Origin of the sequence: Shewanella aestuarii (assembly GCF_011765625.1) — a bacterium.
In the GTDB taxonomy this organism is placed as follows: Bacteria; Pseudomonadota; Gammaproteobacteria; order Enterobacterales; family Shewanellaceae; genus Shewanella; species Shewanella aestuarii_A.
On sequence record NZ_CP050313.1, the window covers coordinates 3,016,808 to 3,038,808 of the forward strand.

General features: G+C 41.4%; 20 protein-coding genes and 1 pseudogene. 15 read left to right on the forward strand and 6 right to left on the reverse strand.

The window, feature by feature from the left end; all coding sequences use genetic code 11:
• Positions 1-34: 34 nt before the first annotated feature.
• A pseudogene (locus HBH39_RS13265) lies at positions 35-963 on the reverse strand (DUF368 domain-containing protein).
• A gap of 124 nt (positions 964-1,087) precedes the next feature.
• Between HBH39_RS13265 and HBH39_RS13270 the strand changes: the two are divergent.
• The 5 genes from HBH39_RS13270 (at position 1,088) to HBH39_RS13290 (ending at position 5,346) form a co-directional block, all read left to right on the forward strand.
• Positions 1,088-1,564, forward strand: coding sequence for a hotdog fold domain-containing protein (locus tag HBH39_RS13270; RefSeq protein ID WP_167679029.1), 477 nt, complete (start codon positions 1,088-1,090; stop codon positions 1,562-1,564).
• Between the two features lie 198 nt (positions 1,565-1,762).
• Positions 1,763-2,818 carry a DUF418 domain-containing protein gene (locus HBH39_RS13275; RefSeq protein WP_167679031.1) on the forward strand — a complete coding sequence of 352 codons (1,056 nt, stop codon included), beginning with the start codon at positions 1,763-1,765 and terminating at the stop codon, positions 2,816-2,818.
• 33 nt (positions 2,819-2,851) lie between these two features.
• Positions 2,852-3,226: a DUF1294 domain-containing protein gene (locus tag HBH39_RS13280; protein WP_167679033.1), complete on the forward strand. Its 375-nt coding sequence runs from the start codon at positions 2,852-2,854 to the stop codon at positions 3,224-3,226.
• A 97-nt stretch (positions 3,227-3,323) separates the two neighbouring features.
• Entirely contained in the window at positions 3,324-3,794 is a 471-nt protein-coding gene (locus tag HBH39_RS13285; protein ID WP_167679035.1) for an FKBP-type peptidyl-prolyl cis-trans isomerase, read from the forward strand.
• Between the two features lie 559 nt (positions 3,795-4,353).
• Positions 4,354-5,346, forward strand: coding sequence for a catalase family peroxidase (locus tag HBH39_RS13290; RefSeq protein WP_167679037.1), 993 nt, complete (start codon positions 4,354-4,356; stop codon positions 5,344-5,346).
• A 101-nt stretch (positions 5,347-5,447) separates the two neighbouring features.
• Here HBH39_RS13290 and HBH39_RS13295 read toward each other — a convergent pair whose 3' ends face one another.
• Entirely contained in the window at positions 5,448-6,686 is a 1,239-nt protein-coding gene (locus tag HBH39_RS13295; RefSeq protein ID WP_167679039.1) for a M24 family metallopeptidase, read from the reverse strand.
• A 196-nt stretch (positions 6,687-6,882) separates the two neighbouring features.
• Between HBH39_RS13295 and HBH39_RS13300 the strand changes: the two genes are divergently transcribed.
• From HBH39_RS13300 to HBH39_RS13310, 3 genes are all read left to right on the forward strand, one after another.
• Complete coding sequence (locus HBH39_RS13300) at positions 6,883-8,676, forward strand: aminopeptidase P family protein (protein ID WP_167679041.1); 1,794 nt, start codon at positions 6,883-6,885, stop codon at positions 8,674-8,676.
• A gap of 217 nt (positions 8,677-8,893) precedes the next feature.
• A complete protein-coding gene (locus tag HBH39_RS13305) occupies positions 8,894-10,195 on the forward strand; it encodes a DEAD/DEAH box helicase (RefSeq protein ID WP_167679043.1) in 1,302 nt (433 codons plus the stop codon).
• Positions 10,196-10,420: 225 nt separating this feature from the next.
• On the forward strand, positions 10,421-11,059 hold the full coding sequence (locus HBH39_RS13310; RefSeq protein ID WP_167679045.1) for a DUF2913 family protein: 639 nt from the start codon (positions 10,421-10,423) through the stop codon (positions 11,057-11,059).
• A 231-nt stretch (positions 11,060-11,290) separates the two neighbouring features.
• On the opposite strand, the gene HBH39_RS13315 is transcribed toward HBH39_RS13310, so the two are convergent.
• On the reverse strand, positions 11,291-11,893 hold the full coding sequence (locus HBH39_RS13315; RefSeq protein WP_167679047.1) for a DsrE family protein: 603 nt from the start codon (positions 11,891-11,893) through the stop codon (positions 11,291-11,293).
• 103 nt (positions 11,894-11,996) lie between these two features.
• Between HBH39_RS13315 and HBH39_RS13320 the strand changes: the two genes are divergently transcribed.
• Genes HBH39_RS13320 through HBH39_RS13335 form a run of 4 tightly spaced genes read left to right on the forward strand, consistent with a single transcriptional unit; the run spans position 11,997 to position 13,673 of the window.
• Positions 11,997-12,509, forward strand: a complete 513-nt coding sequence (locus HBH39_RS13320; protein WP_432280119.1) for a GNAT family N-acetyltransferase — start codon at positions 11,997-11,999, stop codon at positions 12,507-12,509.
• Positions 12,506-12,856: a DMT family protein gene (locus HBH39_RS13325; RefSeq protein WP_208764163.1), complete on the forward strand. Its 351-nt coding sequence runs from the start codon at positions 12,506-12,508 to the stop codon at positions 12,854-12,856. The genes HBH39_RS13320 and HBH39_RS13325 overlap by 4 nt, the downstream gene beginning before the upstream one ends.
• 17 nt (positions 12,857-12,873) lie before the next feature.
• Entirely contained in the window at positions 12,874-13,128 is a 255-nt protein-coding gene (locus tag HBH39_RS13330; RefSeq protein WP_167679051.1) for a DUF2960 domain-containing protein, read from the forward strand.
• 35 nt (positions 13,129-13,163) lie between these two features.
• Positions 13,164-13,673 carry an RDD family protein gene (locus HBH39_RS13335; protein ID WP_167679053.1) on the forward strand — a complete coding sequence of 170 codons (510 nt, stop codon included), beginning with the start codon at positions 13,164-13,166 and terminating at the stop codon, positions 13,671-13,673.
• Positions 13,674-13,725: 52 nt separating this feature from the next.
• Here HBH39_RS13335 and HBH39_RS19835 read toward each other — a convergent pair whose 3' ends face one another.
• The 3 genes from HBH39_RS19835 to lptF are packed head-to-tail and all read right to left on the reverse strand — an operon-like array spanning position 13,726 to position 16,534.
• On the reverse strand, positions 13,726-14,316 hold the full coding sequence (locus tag HBH39_RS19835) for a hypothetical protein (protein ID WP_244325653.1): 591 nt from the start codon (positions 14,314-14,316) through the stop codon (positions 13,726-13,728).
• Between the two features lie 47 nt (positions 14,317-14,363).
• Positions 14,364-15,422 carry an LPS export ABC transporter permease LptG gene (lptG, locus tag HBH39_RS13345; protein ID WP_167679055.1) on the reverse strand — a complete coding sequence of 353 codons (1,059 nt, stop codon included), beginning with the start codon at positions 15,420-15,422 and terminating at the stop codon, positions 14,364-14,366.
• Entirely contained in the window at positions 15,419-16,534 is a 1,116-nt protein-coding gene (lptF, locus tag HBH39_RS13350; protein WP_167679057.1) for an LPS export ABC transporter permease LptF, read from the reverse strand. The genes lptG and lptF overlap by 4 nt, the downstream gene beginning before the upstream one ends.
• A gap of 277 nt (positions 16,535-16,811) precedes the next feature.
• On the opposite strand from lptF, the gene pepA reads away from it, so the two are divergent.
• The 3 genes from pepA to HBH39_RS13365 all read left to right on the forward strand — a co-directional run bounded on the left by pepA (position 16,812) and on the right by HBH39_RS13365 (position 21,866).
• On the forward strand, positions 16,812-18,320 hold the full coding sequence (pepA, locus tag HBH39_RS13355) for a leucyl aminopeptidase (protein ID WP_167679059.1): 1,509 nt from the start codon (positions 16,812-16,814) through the stop codon (positions 18,318-18,320).
• Between the two features lie 151 nt (positions 18,321-18,471).
• Positions 18,472-18,921, forward strand: coding sequence for a DNA polymerase III subunit chi (locus HBH39_RS13360; RefSeq protein WP_167679061.1), 450 nt, complete (start codon positions 18,472-18,474; stop codon positions 18,919-18,921).
• 32 nt (positions 18,922-18,953) lie between these two features.
• The gene (locus tag HBH39_RS13365; protein WP_167679063.1) at positions 18,954-21,866 is read left to right on the forward strand and encodes a valine--tRNA ligase; all 2,913 of its coding nucleotides are present in this window, start codon (positions 18,954-18,956) and stop codon (positions 21,864-21,866) included.
• Positions 21,867-22,001: the final 135 nt, after the last annotated feature.

Consider the following 22,001-nt stretch of genomic DNA (forward strand, 5'->3'; position numbering starts at 1 on the left):
CATTGTCAGTGGATTATATTGTAACGTCAATCAATTAACTGGATTTTCCCGTATGCTGCTTACCGACTAATTCAAGTCCCCACACTAAAGCTACACCAAATATGGCGCAAGCAATCGCCAAACCAATTTGATGCGACTCGCCGGTAATGGATTGAAAATCAAATGGAGTCAGGTTTTGCTCCAATAAAGGCACTTGTTCACCTTTAGAATTTTCACGCCAAGTTAATACCTGTTTCCATGGCCAAATTTTGCCAAGGGTACCCAGCATTAAGCCAATTAAAAACATCAAGGTGGCATCATGAAACTTACGCAATAATGCCGATAACACATGGCTAAAGCTTAATAAGCCCACTGCGCAACCGCTGGCAAAGCAAATCAGATAAGCAATATCAAATCCTTTTGCCGCAGCAAGTACCGCAGGGTACATGCCCAATAACAACAAAATAAAACTACCTGAAATACCCGGTAAAATCATCGCGCAAATAGCGATGGTTCCTGCAAAGAAAAAGTTAATATAAGTCGCGTCCATAGCGATCGGATTGAGTACCGTAATCCCCAAGCAAAAGCAACACCAGCAACAAATAACAAGATTTTAATCAGCGAATAATGGCTAACCTGCTTCAACATATGAACAACAGAGAATAAAATCAGGCCAAAGAAAAATGACCACACCGGAATAGGATGCGTTGCCAAAAGCCAAGAGATTAATTTAGCTAAGGTAAAAATACTGGTCAAAATACCGCCAAATACACAGGCTAAAAACGGGCCATTGATATGCATAAAGGCGGCTTTAATTCCTTGAGACTTAACCACGCTCCAAAGCGATGGATTGATTTTTTTAATCCCATCCAATAGTGGGTCTAAAATACCGGTAATAAACGCAATAGTACCGCCTGAAACACCAGGAACAACATCAGCAGCTCCCATTGCCATGCCCTTTAAATAGGTGATAAACGCCTTCAAAATGATTCCTTTAAACTGGTAATTAGGGCAATTATACCCAGATGTCTGTAAGCAAACTACTGGCATCAGTGTTGCCAGAGTGTTAATCTCATCCGACCAGAACACTTACACCTTACAATGAAAAATGAATAACAACAAACCCAACAAAGTCATGGCGTTATACAAAAAGGTAACCGGCTACCCTTTTGGTCATAAAATATTCTCTAAAATGGTGTCTCGCATGGCACCCTATTTCAGCACTGTTCATCCACATATAAAATCCTTAGAGACTAATCGCTGCGAAGTGCTCATTAAAAAACGCAAAATTGTTCAAAACCACATTGGTACGGTGCACGTGATTGCGATTTGTAATGGCCTTGAAATGGCAATGGGCACAATGGCGGAGGCGTCCATACCTGCTCATTTACGTTGGATCCCTAAAGGCATGAGTGTTGATTACACAGCTAAAGCTGGTACTGATATTTTATGTGTCGCCCAAGTAACCCCTGAACAATGGCAAATAGGCGATATGCTAGTTGATGTAAAAGCATACGACAGCAACGGAGTTGTGGTTGTGCAAGGACATATCAAGCTGTGGATCTCAGAAAAACCCCAGAAGTAGTCCGTCTAAAATCTGCCTAAAGGCTATTGACTGAGTTAATGATTCAACGGTCAGCTATAGTTTAGTTAATAGCCTTTTTTACAGATAACAAACAAGGAATGTGATGCACAACAGGGTGATAGGAAAGCAGCGCTTAGCCAATCTTGATGCTATACGCGGATTTGCATTACTGGGGATTTTTTTCTAAATATCTACTATATGGGTAATAGCTTTTATGGCTATGCACCTCATTCTCCACAACTCTGTACCGATATTGTCATTGAGCTACTGAGTAATGTGTTTCTTGAAGGCCGGTTTCTGAGTCTATTTGCCATGCTGTTTGGTGCAGGTATTTATATTCATCGACAAAAATACTCATCCTTACCAATGGCTGCAACTGACCCAATAAAAAGTCGATTACACTGGCTAATAGGCATTGGCTTAGTGCATGGCATTGTTATTTTTTCTGGTGATATTTTATTAGCCTATGGGTTATGCGGTTTACTGGCATATTATTATTACGAACTCTCAACAAACGCATTAATTCAAAAGGCTTGCTGGTTTATCGCTATTGCACTGTTGATGATTTCGCTAATAACGCTCACTATCGAAGATGAACCATATTATCGAGGTTCAGCCTTATTTAATGAGCAACTTAGCGTTTGGACTGGGAGTTATTTTCAGCAATTATTAATGCAAGGTCTGATGGTCGGCTACATGTTAGTAATAACACCATTAACGCTGCTTTGGTACGGGACGGGATTAATGCTAATTGGCATGGCATTAATTAAACAAGGTTATTTTGAAAGTGGTTTTAGTCGCTCACAATTATCAATAATGGCAATATCAGGAGTCGCTTTTTCCATCATAGATAGCGGATTAAGCTTAACTGACTCATTAATACTCAACGAATTATCAAATTTGTTTATGATGATTAGCGCGCTCCCTGTGGCGCTAATTTATTTACACATCATAGTAAAACTTTGCCAAAACAATCCACTAAAGCTCACCTTGCTACAAAATTTGGGAAAACTATCGTTAAGCTTTTATATTTTGCAGTCCATTGTAGGCACCATCACTTTTCGTCATTTATATCCACAATGGCAATCTAGCTTTGACCGAATTGATTATATGCTCTTTGCGATCATTTTTAGTTTATTCCAACTTGGCTTGGCCGCACTCTATTTGCGATATTTTAACCAAGGGCCGCTTGAAAAACTGTTAGTATGGTTAAGTCAACGCAATCATAAATCAAAGACCACGCTGTGGTCATAATCTAACTAAGTAAAAATAGGAGTATTGTTTACTATGAAGTCATTTGCTTGGTTAATTATTGCGCTAATACTTGGCGCTATGACATTGGGTTACTTTGTTTATCAACTTAGTCCACTACTACCTGCTGCATTTATCGTAATAAATATACTTAGCTATGCCATAACTTGGCACGATAAACGAATCGCGACCAAAAACCGTGTTGCCCAGCAAACCAAAACACGCATTAGCGAGAAAACACTCTACAGCTATGCCATATTAGGCGGCTGGCCAGCAGGCATTTTAGCCCAACAGCACTTTCGACATAAAACCCAAAAGCAGCCCTTTAAAGCAATTTATTGGGGCTGCATTATCGTCAATGTGGTGTTGAGTGCTTTGATTAGCTATCAATATTACCAATTAACTCTTTAGCCTAAAGCAAGCTTTAAACGCCGACAAAACCTATATTGCCATAGAAAACTAGGCTACACTTGGTAGCTAATTTTTTAATTACCGAAGAGAATTTTACATGCGCATGATGTTAGCCGTTGTTGTTATTGCCTTAGTGGTATTTTATTTTTTTAGCCAAATGAATAATCAAAAAGCCGCCAAAGAAAACATTGAAAAGGGTAATATTTTCTTAGCTGAAAATGCCAAGCGCGAAGGCGTAGTGCAAACCTTATCAGGCCTACAATATGAAGTGCTGACAAAAAGTGACAATACTGAACACCCTACAGCTCAAAGTAATGTGACCGTGCATTATCATGGCACATTAATAGACGGTACCGTGTTTGATAGCTCAGTTGATCGCGGACAAACCATTGCCTTTTCTTTAAATCAAGTAATTAAAGGCTGGACCGAAGGTGTGCAGTTAATGACAGTTGGCGACAAGTTCCGCTTTTACATTCCAAGCCAACTGGCTTATGGCAACCGCTCAACCGGTAAAATCCAAGGCGGCTCAGTGCTGATTTTTGATGTTGAATTATTTGAAATTAACTAAGAACTGCAAACGCTTATATAACTGCTTATTCAAAGCCCGTTATATAAGCGTCAAACACTATCCACATCTTGCTTACTGCTTATCTAGAAATGTTCTATCTTAGCTATTGCTCTGTTTGGTGTAACTAGCCCAACACTTCTTGGATATTTTTGCCCGTGTCTGGGATATTTAGGATTTACGGCATTGTACGCCCATAGTCACAGATATCACCAGTATGACACTGAAATTTCCGACATTACTTTTAGTCAGATTTGTAAGAATACCCTTTAGTACAGATGAGCAAGCTAGACATTGCTGTAAGTCTATGTCGTCTTAACCAAAATATACCTATTTGGGATACTTGCAGGCTCATCTGCCCCTATTCAAAATACATATAACCAATATCCACATAGCTAAATGCATCTCAAACATAAAATTACTATATCAAACCAACATCTTTTATCATCATTGTGAGCTAAGCTAGTTTATCTTCAAGCATTTTATTTTTGTCATAGTGCAATAAATATCAGCTTTTGCCTTTCTTTACCCAATACCACGTAAACGAATCAATAGGATGACTATGCAAACTCGCACACTCTCTATGCTAATCAAAGCAAGTCTATTTACCGCTTTACCAATGTTGACGTTACCCACCGAAGCCGCACAAAAAACTATCTCTGAATTAGTAGATGCCGTTAATGGTACCCCTGATGAACTTAGCCGCGATGCGGGTAAAAAAGTAAAGTTACGCAATCATGCAAATGGATTTTGTACTTCAGGTGTATTTAAGCCCAATCCCCAAGCCACTGATGCATTTGCTATTCCGTTTTTCACCCAAGCTAATATTGATATTATTGCCCGCTTTTCTTTAGGTGGGATTAATCCACTGTCATCAGATAAAACCACTGGCCGTTTTATGTCGCTAAAGCTAAATGGTGACAATGAAAGTTTGCATTTTGTAACCTCAAATGCCGAGGTATTTTTTGCCAGTAATCTTGATGATTTCTTTACGTTTCAAACCAAAATAAAACAAGGTAATGAAGGTAAGCAATGGTTGATTGACAATAAACCTGATACTAAGGCTTTTTTTGATTATGTAAAAAAACTGCCATCTACAATCAGTTATGCTGATAACCGCTACTTTGGTGTTAATAGCTTTATATTCACCTCAAAAAATGGTGAATCCGTTGCGGGGAGATGGATTTTTGAGCCAGTAAATGGCGTGAGAGCCGTATCAGCAAATGAGCTAGCTCAAAAGCCGGATCATTTTTTACAACAAGAATTAACTGAACGCATTGCCAGCACCCCCGCCACTTGGGATCTGTTTGTTCAACTTGCCGAAGAACAAGATAAAGTGAATGATCCAACGATTGTTTGGCCGACCTCTCGAAAACGACTGTTAATCGGCCAAGTGATTATCAACGGTCAGCATGACGATTCCAAAGCCACTTTAGAGTGCGATAAGGGTATTTTTAATCCGTTACAATTACCCAAAGGTATATCACCATCGGCAGATCCTATATTAAATGCTCGCTCTGCAGCTTATATAGAATCCTTTATCAGACGTAACTAAGGACAACTAACTCATACTGATACTGAAACAACGCAAGACATAAAAACCTCCATCAATTTAGGTTGATGGAGGTTTGTATCACAGTAATATAGTATCGATGGTTATCCAAGATAAAACGGATCATCAATTGATTTGGCTGGTAAGGTAAACCACTTTGGTCCTTGTTCGGTCATATAAAAATGATCTTCATGACGAACACCAAATTCCCCCGGCACACATAGCATTGGCTCGTTACTAAAGCACATCCCAACAGCAAGAGGTGTACGATCGTTTTTGACCAAATATGGCCATTCATGAATATCTAACCCAATACCATGTCCTGTGCGGTGTGGTAACCCCGGAACAGCGTAACCTGGGCCAAAGCCAGCTTGTTCGATAACCGCTCTGGCAGCAACATCCACATCACCACATGGCGTACCAAGCTGAGCAGCAGCAAAAGCCGCAAACTGAGCATCTTGTTCAATTTGCCATAATTCACGTTGACGAGCACTGGGCTCACCAAACACATAAGTACGAGTAATATCTGAGTTATATCCATGTAATTGACAGCCAGTATCAATTAACACCGTATCATTTTTTGACAAGGCTTTAGGTGACACCACCCCATGCGGGTAAGCACTGTCTTCACCAAATAACACAATACAGAAATATGAGCCATTTGCCGCACCTACTTTGCGATGAGCCGCATCAATAAAGCGCGTCACCTCATCGGTAGTAATACCTTCATATAAAATACTTGCCGCCGCTTTATGCACCTCTAGCGTCATATCCATTGCTCGTTGAATAAGTGCTAATTCAGTAGCAGACTTTTGCATCCGGCAACCAGCGGTGATGGGCTTAGCATCAACTAACTTGTTAATATTTACGCTATTTGAGGCACTTAGCGCATTGGCAATGCCATTGCTGATAAAAAAAGCACTCGACTCATCAATCCCAATGGTGACATCTTTAGCAGAAAGTCCCATTTTATTAATAACTTCGGCAAATAAGGCATAAGGGCTTTCATCTTCATGCCAAGTATTCACATGGCCTTTTATCACCATAAAACCTTGTAAAGTATCTAACTCAAATGCAGGAGCTATGTATTGCAACTCGCCTTTGGCAGGTAAAATAGCGCCTACCATGCGTTCACTGGCATACCATTTAGTGCCAGTAAAATAATATAAATTAGTACCCGCATTAAGATACAGTGCGTCAATCCCCGCCTTTTGCATCAAACCTTGCGCCTTAGCTATTCGCATTTGATACTCAGCAAGGCTAATTGCCTCAACTCCCTGAGTCATATTTGTTAAGCCATCTAGCGCTTGTTGCTGAGTTTGTGTGCCGACGCCAATTGTCATTGCAACTCCGTTTTGTCATTTTTCATTACTAGGATTAGCGATAGAAACCACTGTCGCCTTCAATTATTGTATACAATATAAATTGACTATATATTAGGTCAAGTTTAAATAAGCTTAACTTGCAACTCATTCGCAGAGCCTGAGATAATCAGGCTCACTTTCTCGCTCAATCTCGCTATTGGAGTCGACTTTATTTATGCCTTATTCACCTGCTATTGCCTCACGCCTTACCGCTATTCGTCAACAACTTGAAATCGAACAAATTGACGCCTTTATTATTCCTCGTGCTGATGAGTACTTGGGCGAATACGTTCCAGCAAGAAATGAACGGTTACACTGGGCTAGCGGTTTTACCGGTTCAGCGGGGATGGCCATCATTCTCAAAGATACTGCGGCTATTTTTACCGACGGCCGTTATACCGTGCAGGTTCGCCAACAAGTCGATGGCGCTTTGTTTCAGTACCTCAGTTTAACTGACGACCCACAAATTGAATGGCTAGCCGACACCTTACCCACCGGTAGCAAAGTTGGTTTTGATAGCCGTTTGCATACTTTTGCTTGGTATCAACAAGCCATAAGCCGTTTAGATAAAGCACAAATTGCGTTAGTTGATGTCAAACAAAACCCAATTGATGTGCACTGGCAAGACAGACCCACATTGCCAACGGCCCCTTTTAGCTTATTTAGCAACGAATCGGCAGGTAAAACCAGCCTTGAAAAGCGTCAGCAAATAGGCGCATTAGTGGCAAAACAAGGCGCAGATGTCGCGCTTATTGCGGCGTTAGATTCATTTTGTTGGCTACTGAACATTCGTGGCAATGATGTGCCCCGCTTACCGGTCATTTTAGGTAACGCCCTATTAGCTGCAAACGGTGATATGACCCTATTTACCGATCTTAACAAAGTGCCAGCAGGCTTTAGTGAACATGTCGGCAATGGGGTTATTGTTAAAGATGAAAGTGAACTAAAAGAAGCCTTATCTAATCTTGCAGGCGTAAAACTATTAGCCGATCCAAACGCTGCTAATGCTTTTTGTCAGCTGCAAGCACAGCAAGCTGGGGCAAAACTCATTGCAGGGCTAGATCCAGTTGCTCTACCAAAAGCACAAAAAAACCATGCTGAACTTCAAGGCATGAAAGCCTGCCACATTCGTGATGGCGTTGCCGTATCAAAATTTTTGGCATGGTTAGACCGTCAAGTCGAACAAAACATAATGCATGATGAGGCTGCGCTGGCCACACAATTAGAAAGCTATCGTTTAACCGATCCGCTTTACCGCGAACCCAGCTTTGACACTATTTCAGCAACTGGTGCTAATGCGGCAATGTGCCATTACAACCACAATAATGGCACCCCAGCGACCATGACAATGGATAGTATTTATCTTGTTGATTCTGGTGCGCAGTATCTTGACGGCACCACAGATGTCACCCGCACAATCGCCATTGGCCATGTAACCGATGAACAAAAGAAAATGGTGACTTTAGTACTTAAAGGACATATTGCGCTCGATTTAGCCCGTTTCCCTAAAGGCACCTCAGGGCAACAGCTAGATGCCTTTGCTCGTCAATACCTGTGGCAACATGGATTTGATTATGATCATGGTACTGGTCATGGTGTTGGCCATTTTTTAAGTGTTCATGAAGGTCCGCAACGTATTGGCAAAAATGTCAATAACGTGGCATTGATGCCAGGTATGGTGTTATCCAACGAACCGGGGTACTACCGCACAGATGGCTTTGGCATACGCCTCGAAAACCTCGTTGTAGTTCAGCCCTGCTCAGCGCTTGCTGGCGCAGAAAGAGAAATGCTTGAGTTTGATGCTCTGACGATGATCCCAATGGATGTACGATTAATAGATAAAACCTTATTAACCGACACTGAAGTTAATTGGGTTAACCAATATCATGCCAAAGTTCGTCAAACCTTAGCGCCCTTGATGCAAGGCGATGAGCTTACATGGCTGAATAAAGTAACTGCCGCTATTTAGGTTAACGATATTTAAACCAACGGATAAAATGGCAATTAAATTGATTGCCATTTTTTATGCCTGAACCAAAGATAAAGTTCAGGATTTAAACAAAAGTTTGTTATACTCCGCGCCCTTAAAATGGTTACTGAGTTTGAGATAGCAAGTGTAGGCAGCTACGATTTGCTAAAATAGCCTTTAACCAACGTTGACTTGCTGCATTACAGGAACTGAAACCATGAAATTTGAATCTTTTAGCTTCGCACCCGAAATTTTACGCGCGATCGCTGAATGCGGTTATCAGGTGATGACACCAATTCAGCGCCAAGCGATTCCTGCAATTCGTCGTGGTCACGACGTATTAGCCAGTGCTCAAACCGGTACAGGTAAAACCGCTGCATTTGCTTTGCCTATTTTGCAAAAAATGATCGAACAGCCAAAAACGGTATTGGCATCCAATACCCGCACGCTGATTTTAACCCCAACCCGTGAATTAGCTGCGCAAGTTGCAGACAACATTCAAGCCTATGGTAAATACATGAACATCAATGTATTAACTATCTATGGTGGCGTTAAAATGGATAGCCAAGCGGTAAAACTAAAGCGCGGGGCGGATGTCATCGTGGCAACCCCAGGACGTCTACTTGAGCATATCCTTGCGTGTAACTTAAGCTTATCGCACGTAGACTTTTTAGTACTGGATGAAGCCGACCGTATGCTCGATATGGGCTTTAGCGCAGATATTGCCAAAATCATGCAAGCTGTAAATAAAAACCGTCAAAACTTATTATTCTCAGCCACTTTCTCTAGCGCCGTTAAAAAGCTTGCCAATGATATGATGGACAAGCCAAAATTGATTGCGGTGAATGATCAAAACAGTACTGCTGACACCATCAGCCAAGTGGTTTACCCCGTTGAGCAGCGTCGCAAACGCGAACTGTTATCTGAACTTATCGGCACGAAAAACTGGCATAAAGTATTAGTGTTCAGTGCCACCCGTGAAGACACTGACAATCTCGTTAAAGAGCTTATTCTAGATGGTATTCCAGCCGCAGTGGTGCATGGTGAAAAAGGCCAAGGCAGCCGTCGCCGTGCATTACGTGAATTTATGGAAGGCAAAGTGCGAGTATTAGTATCCACTGAAGTGGCGGCCCGTGGCCTTGATATTCCTGACTTAGAATACGTAGTTAACTACGACTTACCATTTTTAGCTGAAGATTATGTTCACCGCATTGGTCGTACCGGCCGAGCGGGTAAATCAGGCGTAGCTATTTCCTTTGTTAGCCGAGAAGAAGAACGCACTTTAGCCGATATTGAAAAACTGATTGGGCAAAAAATCCGTCGAATTTCAGTGCCAGGTTATGAAGTGAGTAACCGTGAATTATTGCTAAAACAAATTCAAAAACGCCGCAGTTTTGCTAAAAACAAGCAGCGTGACGACAATGCCAGTGCACAAATGATTGCCGAAAAAAGCATGACAGGTCGCAGGGTGACTGTTGGCAAATCAAAAGACGGCGTGAAGTACAAAAAAATTAAATAAGCAATTTGTATTAGCGACAAATCAGGACTGCTCATGTTTGGGTATAACTCAGGTTATACCCATTTTTATGGCTATGCCATCAACATGATAAAAGTGCCTACAACAGCCTTTGCAGTTACACCTATCCATTATCATTCATGCCACTTGGATATAATTAATAAAGGCTTAGGGATAGTGATTAACTGCAAGTAAAATAGCCCTAATGACATTTTGGACTAAATAGATATGACCATAACAGAAACTTATAACGAGGCCTTATTAGCGCTTGCAATTGCCGGCATAAATGACCTGACCATGTCAAATAGCCAGCAAAAAGGTCAAAGAACGGCAGCCCAAGAAAGTCATTTTTTATGTAACTGGATGGTGGAGTCTCTCAAGAAAAAACGATTTTCAAAATTGGTTGCTGACGATTTAACTCAATGGATCCGTTTAGCTCGTAGCCAAGGCGCAGGCGCGCAATTAAAAGTGCTGCTTGAAAACATCGTCAACCATTATCAAAACGCAAAAACGCAGCAGTTAAGTCAAGCGTTAGAAGACATGTTAGCCGAATTAACACAACAAGATTGGTTAGTCGTAACAGATACGCCTATTACCACTAAGCTTAAATTAGACGCTGACGGTCAATCTAGCGTGGTTATTTGTCAAACTCAATTGACGCAACATCGCCACGAAGGGGAAATAATTAAACCTGTCGCGCTGTATGTGCGTGGTGATGAAAACCTGCTTGCAAAGGCCGCATATCATCATGGCTTATTGCTTAGCCAAGCCAATAAAAAAACCAGTTTAATTAAACACCATAAAACCTATTTGTTGATGCCTAACAATCAACATAATGCATTGTGTTTGTTAGCCAATAATAATTAAGCGGCATGAATTAAAGTAAAAATAGCTCACAAACCATGCTAGCCGGTATCCATTGATAACGGCTGATAGTGGCAATTATAGTAATCGTAATAACTGTTTATTCTAGCTTGTGAAAACACCTGATAACTGCGTTAGATTTTTTGATTGTAGAATAACTACTTACCAAAAACTGCCTTATTATTACGCATTTTTCCTACGCTATTTCTGGCCACTTATTTACTGTGATTGGTATTAAAATGGATTTGAACTAAACCCTTGTTGAGACAAAATAGCATGTGCTGTTAATGCCGATAAAGCCATATCCACTCCCGGTAACAAATCTGCCGGACTAATTCCGTAATATGCCGCAGTTTGGCCACAAACATAAAACTTCACTTGATACTTTGTTAATTCGTGAATCAAGGTAGCATTGGCATTACCCGCTGTTACATTAGCATCAGAGCTATTCGCCTGTTTGTAAAATGCATTCTTTGTCATATCGATTGCTGCTTTTCCATGAACCACCATGGCTAATTCAATATCTTCAAGCTTGACGCCCGCATCAACATGCATATTAATAAACCGCGCTAAAGTATCAATTTGGCGATTTACCTTACCAACATCGCTCGCCTTACCTAAATCAAAAGCCACCTTAAATTTCATCTTGGCCGGAATCGCTAAATTAGAATCCACCTTAGCAATTTTACCAAAATCTTTAATGACGGGACCCGCTGAAAATGCAGCAAAACCAGAAGAGACCGAAGCTGAAGTGACTTCAGCCGCACTCGCGCCATAGCTAAATATATAACAACTAATAAGCACTATTTTTAGTAAACCAGATAAACAAGCAGACATAATTATTCCTTGATATTGTCAAACTAAGCTTAAACATAAATATTATGAGTCAATACCTGACTGAGTGTATAATATGCTCCCTTTTGCACTTTGACAGCGTTAAATGAAAATAAGATCCATCAACCCGCAGGACTGGCCACAAATTATGGCTATTCAACACGATTGCTATCAGCAAATCACTCCTGAGCCACTTTCGGTTATGCAAAGCAAATGGCATCGTTCACCCCAAAGCTGTTTTGTGGTTGAGTACAAAAACCAAGTGATAGCGTATGTATTAGCACACCCTTGGTATCAAGCAAAGGCACCGAAGCTTGATATGGTTTTACCGAGCATTAAACAAGCAGATTGTTTATATATTCATGACATGGCGGTATCACCAAAAGCACAGGGATTAGGTATTGCCAATAAGCTCGTTGCTGAAGTAAAAAACGCGATGACATTATTAAATTTTAATGGCATTGGACTCATCGCCATTCAGGGCGCCTGCGCTTTTTGGCGCAAACACCAGTTTAGTCCGCTAGAGTCACTACCATCAGTATTAACTGACTCATTAGCCAGTTATGGTGCAGATGCTCATTATTTATATTTTTCTGAACCTGCCAATACACCATCATGATAAACCCGACACTCACTACCATTGGATTATTGTGTTTAAGCAATATTTTTATGACATTTGCATGGTATGGCCACTTAAAAACCCTCAATAGTAAACCGTGGATCATTGCGGCACTGGTGAGCTGGGGAATCGCATTTTTTGAATATTTATTGCAAGTACCAGCAAATCGGATTGGTTATACCGTAATGAACGTGGGACAATTAAAGATACTACAAGAGGTCATCACCCTCAGCTTATTTGTTCCTTTTGCAGTATGGTATTTGAAAGAACCGCTCAAGCTTGATTATCTATGGGCAGGGCTGTGCATACTCGGCGCAGTTTATTTTATTTTTAGAAGCGAAATCTAATCGCTAGAGGATGTTCAATGGCACGCCAAGTAATTTATACCTTTAAAGGTAAAACAAAAACAATTGCATTTAGTTATGACAAACACCATGACTTATATGAAGCCGCAGCAGAAGCAGAAGGCATAGATTTAACCCGCTTTTTAGCAATGGAGCAGCAAATTGCGATGACATCAAAAAAAGGCGCCAAAGCTGAGAAAGATTTTCGTAAAACTGAGTTTGCCCGCTTTGGTTTTAGCAGCATAAAGTTTGTCCGTGAAGAAGACGACGTTTAATTTCATTACATTTAGTATTAGCTTAAGGGTTCACCATGTTAAATTCTGATCACGCTAATTTTCCTCGAGCGGGATTTTTTCGTCGTTTAGGGGCAATGATTTACGATTTATTGCTGGCGGTCGCTGTGTATATGCTTGCCGGTGCTATTGGCTTTGGTTTTTTCTTTGGCTTAACCAGCATAGGCTTAATCCCGATGGCGGGCCACGAGCATATTTCAGATGCACTGCACAATACACCTTTATATAAAGGCATTTACCAATTATGGTTACTGTTATGTGTTGCTGGGTTCTACGCCCTGTTTTGGAGTAAAGGGGGACAAACCTTAGGTATGCGAGCGTGGCGCTTAAAGGTACAACACCCTAATGGTCAAAACCTCAGTTTTATTACCGCATGTGCCCGTGTAGTTTGGTCACTGTGTGGAATAGGTAATATCTACATTTTACTGAACAGCGAAAAACTAGCCCTACAAGATAAACTCACACGCTCTGAAGTTGTTGTTTTATCGGTCGAAGCAAACCAAATGCGTAATTGGCACGGTGCATAAACAACAGACACAAAAAACGCGCATCTAGCGCGTTTTTTGTGACCTAAGGTTGTTACCTTTTAAGAATATCAATGATTTCACGGGTATTTTCATATAACCGAATAACCGTGCCATCCACATCAACCGACACAGAACCATCTTTACCAACAGGCACAACAACTCGACCACGATCGTAAATATCTCTAGATAGAATATCCCCTTTGGCTAACTTCTTCTGCCAGCCTGGTGGCAAAGGTTTACCTTGGTCTACTTTTTTCTGTAATCCAGGAGGAAGCCCTTTCCCCTTGGAGTCATAACGGTCTTTATCCCTGCCATCGTAATAATCTTTAGTCCTATCATTGTTACGATCTTTATCCCTTCCATCGTAATAATCTTTGGTTCTATCATTGTTACGATCTTTATCCCTACCGTCATAATAATCTTTAGTCTTATCATTGTTACGATCTTTATCCCTTCCATCGTAATAATCTTTAGTCTTATCATTGTCACGAGTTTTTTTATCAATGTCTTTGGTTTTACTACTTTGATATTCTTTACTCTTTCCAATGTTTTGTTCTTTATCCTTATCATTTTTAGAAAAAGCAGGATTCGCCACCATGCAACTACTAATAGCTATAATTAAACCTATTTTAAAAAATCTCACTATTCACCTCTGCTGAATATCTGTAGTTAACTTAAGATAAATGTAGACTATTTACGAATAAAATACACTGCGCCAGCAGTAAATAATAAACTGGGAGTGATAGCACCGATAATTGCTGGGAGTTCATAAACCATACTCATTGGGCCAAAAATTTGATTACTGATGTAGAAACCAAACCCCGCCACCACACCAAACAACACTCTGGCCCCCATTGTCACAGTGCGTAAAGGGCCAAATACAAAAGATAATGCCACTAACATCATTACCGCAACGGTTACAGGCTGCATAATTTTACGCCACAAAGCCAATTCGTAACGACTCGCATCTTGCTGGTTAGCTTCTAGGTAATCTAAATAGCCCAATAGCCCTTGAATAGATAGCGCCTCAGGTTTAACCGAAACCACACTTAACTTATCTGGCGTTAGCGTTGAACGCCACTGCTCTGACGGGGTCTCGACTAATTCAATTCTGTCATCAGTTAACTGCGTGGTTTTGACTTCCCTTAACTGCCACTCATCTTGTTGAAATACTGCTTTCTGTGCTTGGGTTAACTTAACCAGCTTTAAATCTTCATCAAACTGATATAGAGTAATATTATTAAGTTTATCAATATCTTCCACCTCACCAATATTAACAAACAAATCTCCATCTTTTGCCCAAACGCCACTTTTAGATTTAATTAAGCTACCGCCTGATAATTTCGTCGCTTGCAATTCTTTTGCTGTTTTTTCAGCAATTGGCGCCCCCCACTCCCCTAACACCATCACCAGAATCATTAACGGTATAGCGGTTTTCATTGCTGATAGGGTAATTTGTAAGCGAGACATTCCTGATGCTTGCATCACCACTAATTCTGAATTTGATGCCAGCATCCCCATGCCAATTAATGCCCCCAATAACACGGCCATAGGGAAAAACATTTCAATATCACGAGGAATTAAATACAACACATAAACAACTGCATCCATCATGCTATAAGTGCCACGCCCCACAAGACGTAATTGATCAACCCACTTAATGATGCCTGATAAGCCCGTTAAAATAAGTAGGCATAATGCTGAGGTACTAAGGATGACTCGAGAAATATATAAATCGATAATATTCATGCGGCCACCGACTTATTACGTTTAAATAAGTTAAATAATCTTGCCCCAACAGGACGCTCTTTACTGAGTAAGAATATGCCCATAAATAATGCGCTGGCATGGATCCACCACATACCTAAATATAATGGAACCACTTCATCTTCTAACGCTTTTCGACCGGCAACCATTAACCCAAAATAACCTAGGTACAATAAAATGGCAGGAAACATTTTGGCAAATTTGCCTTGGCGTACATTGACTCTAGCCAAAGGAACCGCAATAAGTGTCATTAATGGAATGGCAATGGGTAGCGCTAAACGCCATTGGAATTCGGCAATGGCCTCAGGGCCCGGTGTTGCCAATAAATCATCAACCCCAAGCGCAGATAGTTTTCGGCGACGTTGATCAACTTCCTGCTCTTTAATCTCCATTTTGTAGCCACCAAACTCAATAATTTGATAATTAACAGCCTCAGAAGATCCTTGATAGCGAAGACCGTCAGACAGTTGTAATTGTTGGCTGCCAAAGTCACTTTCAATCACCTTGCCGCCCTTTGCCACAATCACATTCGTTTCACCACCCTGCTCTTTGATATTTGGAAGCTGAGCAACAAAAACCTTATCTAACTTGTTATCTTTACTTATTTTCTCAACATACAGTACAGCCCTACCATTCGGGCTAGTTTGAAAACGTCCTTGCACTAATGCCGCTAAACCCGCTTCGGACTGAGCTTGTTCTAACACTTGATTTTGCTTTTCCTCTGCCCAAGGCGCGACATACAAAGACAAATATCCGGTGAATATCATATTAATAAGGGCTAGCGTTAAGGTAACTCGAGTCACATACCACTCGCTCACTCCAACGCCATGCAGCACCACCATTTCGTTCTCAGCATACATCCGGCCGTGAGCCAGCAAAATACCTAAAAAGAAACTCAAGGGTAAAATTAAAACCGTGAGCTGAGGTAAATTAAGCCCTAACAAAGTCATCACTAACGAAGCAGGAAAATCGCCATCGGAAGCGTCAGCGAGAACACGAACAAATTGTTGGCTTACAAAAATAGTTAGCAATACTAGCAGTACTGCAAATTGCGCTTTTAAAACTTCGCCAAACAAGTATCTAAATACAATCACAAATAGGATCCGGCAGGTAAACTTATCTTTTTACTGGTATCAGAGTAACTTTCATGTAAACTGTTTACTTTTAGCAGTTTTGATAGTTTTCTGACCAGCTCGTAAGGTGCTAAAAAGCTCTGGTTTACGGCAAATATTTAGCGTCAACTTAAACGCTTATTTTACCAACTAAGCCAATAGCTTATCACCTCAAAGTTGTTCTGTGGCCAATAATGGCCGAATGAAGAACATTATCTTATAAATATAAAAATTTGTCTTTAAGAATCTAGGAGTGCTCATGGAGTTTAGCGTAAAGAGCGGCAGCCCTGAAAAACAACGTTCAGCTTGCATCGTTGTTGGTGTCTACGAACCTCGCCGATTATCTGGTATCGCAGAGCAGTTGGATAAAATTAGTGAAGGTTATATTAGTAACCTATTACGTCGTGGCGATTTAGAAGGTAAGCCAGGACAAATGCTATTATTACATCATGTGCCTAACGTACTAAGCGAAAGAGTATTATTGGTTGGTTGTGGCAAAGAGCGTGAGTTAGACGAGCGCCAATACAAACAAATCATCACAAAAACCATCAATACTTTAAATGAAACCGGTTCAATGGAAGCTGTGTGTTTTTTAACTGAGTTACACGTTAAAGGCCGCGACACTTATTGGAAAGTACGTCAAGCCGTTGAAACAACACAGCAAAGCTTATATACCTTTGACGTACTAAAAACCCGTAAAGGTGAAACACGTCGACCATTACGTAAAATCGTCTTTAATGTGCCAACACGTCGTGAATTGACCATTGGCGAAAGTGCAATTGAACATGGTTCAGCGGTTTCACAGGGGATGTCTTTATGCCGTGATGTTGCGAACATGCCACCTAACATTTGCAACCCGGCTTACCTTGCTTCTCAAGCGCGTCAAATGGCTGAAACTTATGAAAACCTAAAAGTTTCTACTGTTGGCGAAGAGCAAATGGCTAAGCTAGGGATGAACTCATACCTTGCTGTTGGTCGTGCAAGTGCTAACGAATCCATTATGACCATTATGGAATATCAAGGCGCAGTCGACACCACTCAAAAACCAATCGTACTTGTTGGCAAAGGCTTAACCTTTGACTCAGGCGGAATTTCATTAAAACCAGGCGAAGCCATGGATGAAATGAAATATGACATGGGTGGCGCTGCAGGCGTGCTTGGCACCATGAAAGCGCTATGTGAAATGAAGCTACCAATCAACGTTATTGGCGTATTAGCCGGTTGTGAAAATATGGTATCGGGCAGTGCTTATCGCCCCGGTGACATTTTAACCACCATGTCAGGCCAAACCGTTGAAGTATTAAATACTGATGCGGAAGGACGTTTAGTTCTATGTGACGTATTAACCTATGTTGAGCGTTTTGACCCTGAGTTGGTAATTGATACCGCAACCTTAACCGGTGCTTGTGTGATTGCATTAGGTAAGCACGCCTCAGGTTTGTTCAGCTCACATAATCCACTTGCCCATGAAATTTTAAATGCCGGTGAGCAAAGTGGTGACCGAGCATGGCGCATGCCTTTATGGGATGAGTATCAAGACTTACTTGAAAGCCCATTTGCTGACATGACCAACTTAGGTGGTCGTCCCGCGGGCTCTATCACTGCTGCGTGTTTCTTGTCTCGCTTTGCGAAAAAGTACAACTGGGCCCACTTAGATGTGGCAGGCACAGCTTGGAATAGCGGAGCGAATAAAGGCTCAACAGGTCGTCCTGTGCCAATTTTAACCCAATTCTTAATTAATCGTTCTGGTGTTGAAATCAGCGAATAATTCATTATTGAATGAATCAAAGGTGAAGAAGCAATTCTTCACCTTTTTTATTTGGCTATAGTCAACCTACTCACAAAATCCCCCATTAACCCCACCGCCGTTTTAGTGTAAACTCGCCAATACCTTACTCACCTGTATAAGCATCAATAAAATGCCGCAAACTTTGTTTTACCTTATGCCTGATAATCATAATCAAATAAGCGCATTAGATGCCGTCAATCTGGCTGCTTGCCGACTAGCAGAGCAGCATTATAGAGAACAAAAGCAGGTGTATATTCATTGTCAAAGCAAGCAACATGCCTACCAGATTGACGAATTATTATGGCAATTCGAGCCAAGATTATTTGTGCCGCACAATCTTAAAGGTGAAGGCCCGACCACAGGAGCCCCTGTTGAAATTGGCTTTGATACCCTTGGCCCCAATAAAAGTCGCCAAGTTCTGATTAATCTTGCAGACCAAGTGCCTCAATTTGCGGTAAACTTGCCTCATATTATCGATTTTGTGGCTAATGATGAAACGCTTAAGCGAGTCGCCAGACAACGCTATCGTCAATATCAGACTCTGGGTTGCCAAGTTGCCACCCAAGCATTAGCCGAATAAACACTTAATTTAGATTGAGATAAAACGATCCCATGGAAAAAACATACGATCCTAAGTCTATTGAACAAGCTCTATACCAAAACTGGGAAGAGCAAGGTTACTTCAAGCCACACGGTGATGAATCACAAGGCAATTACTGCATCATGATCCCGCCGCCAAATGTGACAGGTAGCCTGCACATGGGCCATGCTTTCCAAGATACTATCATGGACACCTTGACCCGCTACCAACGCATGAAAGGTAAAAATACCTTATGGCAAGTGGGCACTGACCACGCTGGTATTGCAACTCAAATGTTGGTTGAACGTAAGCTTGAAGCAGAAGAAGGCAAAACTCGCCACGACTTAGGCCGTGACGCCTTTATGGACAAAGTGTGGGAATGGAAAGCGCAGTCTGGCGGTACCATTACCAAACAGCTTCGTCGTATGGGTGCCTCTGTTGATTGGGACCGTGAACGTTTTACCATGGACGAAGGCTTGTCTAAAGCCGTTCAAGAAGTCTTTGTTCGTTTATATGACGATGAATTAATATATCGCGGCAAACGATTAGTTAACTGGGATCCTAAACTGCATACGGCAATTTCAGATCTAGAAGTTGAAAACAAAGAAAAACAAGGCCACATGTGGCACTTCCGCTACCCATTAGCAGAAGGTGCATTAACGGCTGATGGTAAAGACTATTTAGAAGTTGCCACTACTCGTCCTGAAACCATGTTAGGCGACAGTGCTGTTGCTGTGCATCCTGATGATGAACGCTATCAGTCATTAATTGGCAAATTTATCTTATTGCCAATCGTAAACCGTTTGATCCCTATCGTTGCTGACGATTATGTCGATATGGAATTTGGTACTGGCTGTGTAAAAATCACCCCAGCTCATGACTTTAACGACTACGAAGTTGGCAAACGTCATGCATTACCTATGTACAACATCTTCACTTTAGATGCCGCAGTACGTGCTTTTGCTGAAGTGATTAACACTGACGGCACACCCAACAAAGATATCGAACTGGCTATACCTGAGCGTTATGTTGGCCTTGATCGATTCAAAGCGCGCACAGCAATTGTCGAAGAGTTTGAAACCTTAGGTTTACTTGAAAAAATCGCCCCACACGGATTAAAAGTTCCTTATGGAGATCGCAGTGGCGTAGTCATTGAACCACTACTTACAGACCAATGGTATGTAGCGGTTGCACCAATGGCCAAAACCGCTATTGAAGCAGTTGAAAATGGTGACATTAAGTTTGTGCCACAGCAGTACGAAAACATGTACTTCTCTTGGATGCGTGACATTCAAGATTGGTGTATTTCACGCCAACTCTGGTGGGGACACCGTATTCCAGCTTGGTACGATGAAAACGGCAAAGTTTATGTTGGCCGTAATGAAGCTGAAGTACGTGCTAAACATAAGCTTGCGGACTCAGTGGTATTACGCCAAGACGAAGACGTATTAGATACTTGGTTTAGTTCTGCACTATGGACGTTCTCCACCTTAGGTTGGCCTGACAACTTAGAAGATTTAAAAACCTTCCACCCAACTGACGTGTTGGTAACAGGTTTTGATATTATTTTCTTCTGGGTTGCCCGTATGATCATGATGACCATGCACTTCATTAAAGATGAAGATGGCAAACCACAAGTGCCTTTCAAAACCGTTTATGTCACGGGCCTTATTCGTGATGAAGCCGGTAACAAAATGTCTAAGTCAAAAGGTAACGTGCTTGACCCATTAGACATGATTGACGGTATCGATCTTGAAAGCCTAGTAACCAAACGTACTGGCAATATGATGCAACCTCAATTGGCTGCCAAAATTGAAAAAAGTACCCGCAAAGAATTTGCCGAAGGCATTGAGGCCCACGGTACTGATGCACTGCGCTTTACCCTAGCAGCAATGGCATCAACCGGTCGTGATATCAACTGGGATATGAAGCGTCTTGATGGCTACCGCAGCTTCTGTAATAAGTTATGGAACGCATCACGTTACGTATTAATGAATACCGAAGTGCAAGCGGATCCTGACAGCAATGAAGCAGGCGAACCTTTAGATTGCGGCCAAATTCTTGTTGATGGCAAGCCGGGTGAAATGCAACTTTCACTTGCTGACCGTTGGATTATTGGTTTATTCAACCAAACAGTGAAAACCTTTGATGATCACATGGCAGCTTACCGTTTTGACTTAGCGGCAAACACCTTGTACGAGTTCACATGGAACCAATTCTGTGACTGGTATTTAGAGTTAACTAAGCCTGTATTGCAAAATGGTAGCGAAGCCGAGCAACGTGGTACACGTCACACATTAGTGACAGTGCTAGAAAAAATGCAGCGTTTAATGCACCCAATTATGCCTTATATCACTGAAACCATTTGGCAGCGCGTTAAACCGCTAACCAATGTGACTGGTGAAACCCTAATGTTAGCCGAGTTCCCTCGTTATCAAGCTGAAATGGTCGATGCGCAGGCAATGGCAGATCTTGAATGGGTTAAGCAAGTCATTGTTGCGGTGCGTAACATTCGTGCCGAACTTAACATTGCCCCATCTAAGCCATTAAATGCATTACTACGTGGAGTTAGCGCACAAGATAAAGCCCGTATTGAAGCCAACCAAACCTTCTTTACAACCCTAGCCAAACTTGAGTCAATGACCATTTTAGCCGACGGTGAAACAGCCCCTATGTCGACCACCCAACTTGTGGGCGAAATGGAGCTATTAATCCCAATGGCAGGGTTAATTGACGTTGCTGCTGAAATGGCACGTATTGATAAGCAGCTTGAAAAATTAGGCCAAGAAATTAGCCGCCTTGAAGGCAAATTATCTAATCAAGGTTTTGTGGCCAAAGCCCCTGCTGCCGTGATTGAAAAAGAACGTGCAAAAATGGGTGATTTAACTCGTGATATTGACAAGTTAACCGAACAAAAATCTGAATTAGCTAAACTAGAAGGTTAATAATAACATACAGTTAATCAAAACCTTAAAGCCAGTACATTTGTACTGGCTTTTTTATTTGCTTAACAGAAGTGGGAAGGTTGTATTGGTAACATTTTCTGCACGAGTTATCTGTAATATAGCAAGAACGATGAC

Excerpts from the sequence above, each read along its gene's own strand:
- HBH39_RS13335 (WP_167679053.1), top strand. The coding sequence starts at position 13,164 with ATGTTAAATTCTGATCACGCTAATTTTCCTCGAGCGGGATTTTTTCGT.
- HBH39_RS13365 (WP_167679063.1), top strand. The coding sequence starts at position 18,954 with ATGGAAAAAACATACGATCCTAAGTCTATTGAACAAGCTCTATACCAA.
- HBH39_RS13315 (WP_167679047.1), bottom strand. The coding sequence starts at position 11,893 with ATGTCTGCTTGTTTATCTGGTTTACTAAAAATAGTGCTTATTAGTTGT.
- HBH39_RS13280 (WP_167679033.1), top strand. The coding sequence starts at position 2,852 with ATGAAGTCATTTGCTTGGTTAATTATTGCGCTAATACTTGGCGCTATG.
- HBH39_RS13300 (WP_167679041.1), top strand. The coding sequence starts at position 6,883 with ATGCCTTATTCACCTGCTATTGCCTCACGCCTTACCGCTATTCGTCAA.
- HBH39_RS13320 (WP_432280119.1), top strand. The coding sequence starts at position 11,997 with ATGAAAATAAGATCCATCAACCCGCAGGACTGGCCACAAATTATGGCT.
- HBH39_RS13270 (WP_167679029.1), top strand. The coding sequence starts at position 1,088 with ATGAATAACAACAAACCCAACAAAGTCATGGCGTTATACAAAAAGGTA.
- HBH39_RS13275 (WP_167679031.1), top strand. The coding sequence starts at position 1,763 with ATGGGTAATAGCTTTTATGGCTATGCACCTCATTCTCCACAACTCTGT.
- HBH39_RS13285 (WP_167679035.1), top strand. The coding sequence starts at position 3,324 with ATGCGCATGATGTTAGCCGTTGTTGTTATTGCCTTAGTGGTATTTTAT.
- lptG (WP_167679055.1), bottom strand. The coding sequence starts at position 15,422 with ATGAATATTATCGATTTATATATTTCTCGAGTCATCCTTAGTACCTCA.
- HBH39_RS13295 (WP_167679039.1), bottom strand. The coding sequence starts at position 6,686 with ATGACAATTGGCGTCGGCACACAAACTCAGCAACAAGCGCTAGATGGC.
- HBH39_RS13360 (WP_167679061.1), top strand. The coding sequence starts at position 18,472 with ATGCCGCAAACTTTGTTTTACCTTATGCCTGATAATCATAATCAAATA.
- HBH39_RS13290 (WP_167679037.1), top strand. The coding sequence starts at position 4,354 with ATGCAAACTCGCACACTCTCTATGCTAATCAAAGCAAGTCTATTTACC.
- HBH39_RS13305 (WP_167679043.1), top strand. The coding sequence starts at position 8,894 with ATGAAATTTGAATCTTTTAGCTTCGCACCCGAAATTTTACGCGCGATC.
- pepA (WP_167679059.1), top strand. The coding sequence starts at position 16,812 with ATGGAGTTTAGCGTAAAGAGCGGCAGCCCTGAAAAACAACGTTCAGCT.
- HBH39_RS13330 (WP_167679051.1), top strand. The coding sequence starts at position 12,874 with ATGGCACGCCAAGTAATTTATACCTTTAAAGGTAAAACAAAAACAATT.
- HBH39_RS13310 (WP_167679045.1), top strand. The coding sequence starts at position 10,421 with ATGACCATAACAGAAACTTATAACGAGGCCTTATTAGCGCTTGCAATT.
- HBH39_RS13325 (WP_208764163.1), top strand. The coding sequence starts at position 12,506 with ATGATAAACCCGACACTCACTACCATTGGATTATTGTGTTTAAGCAAT.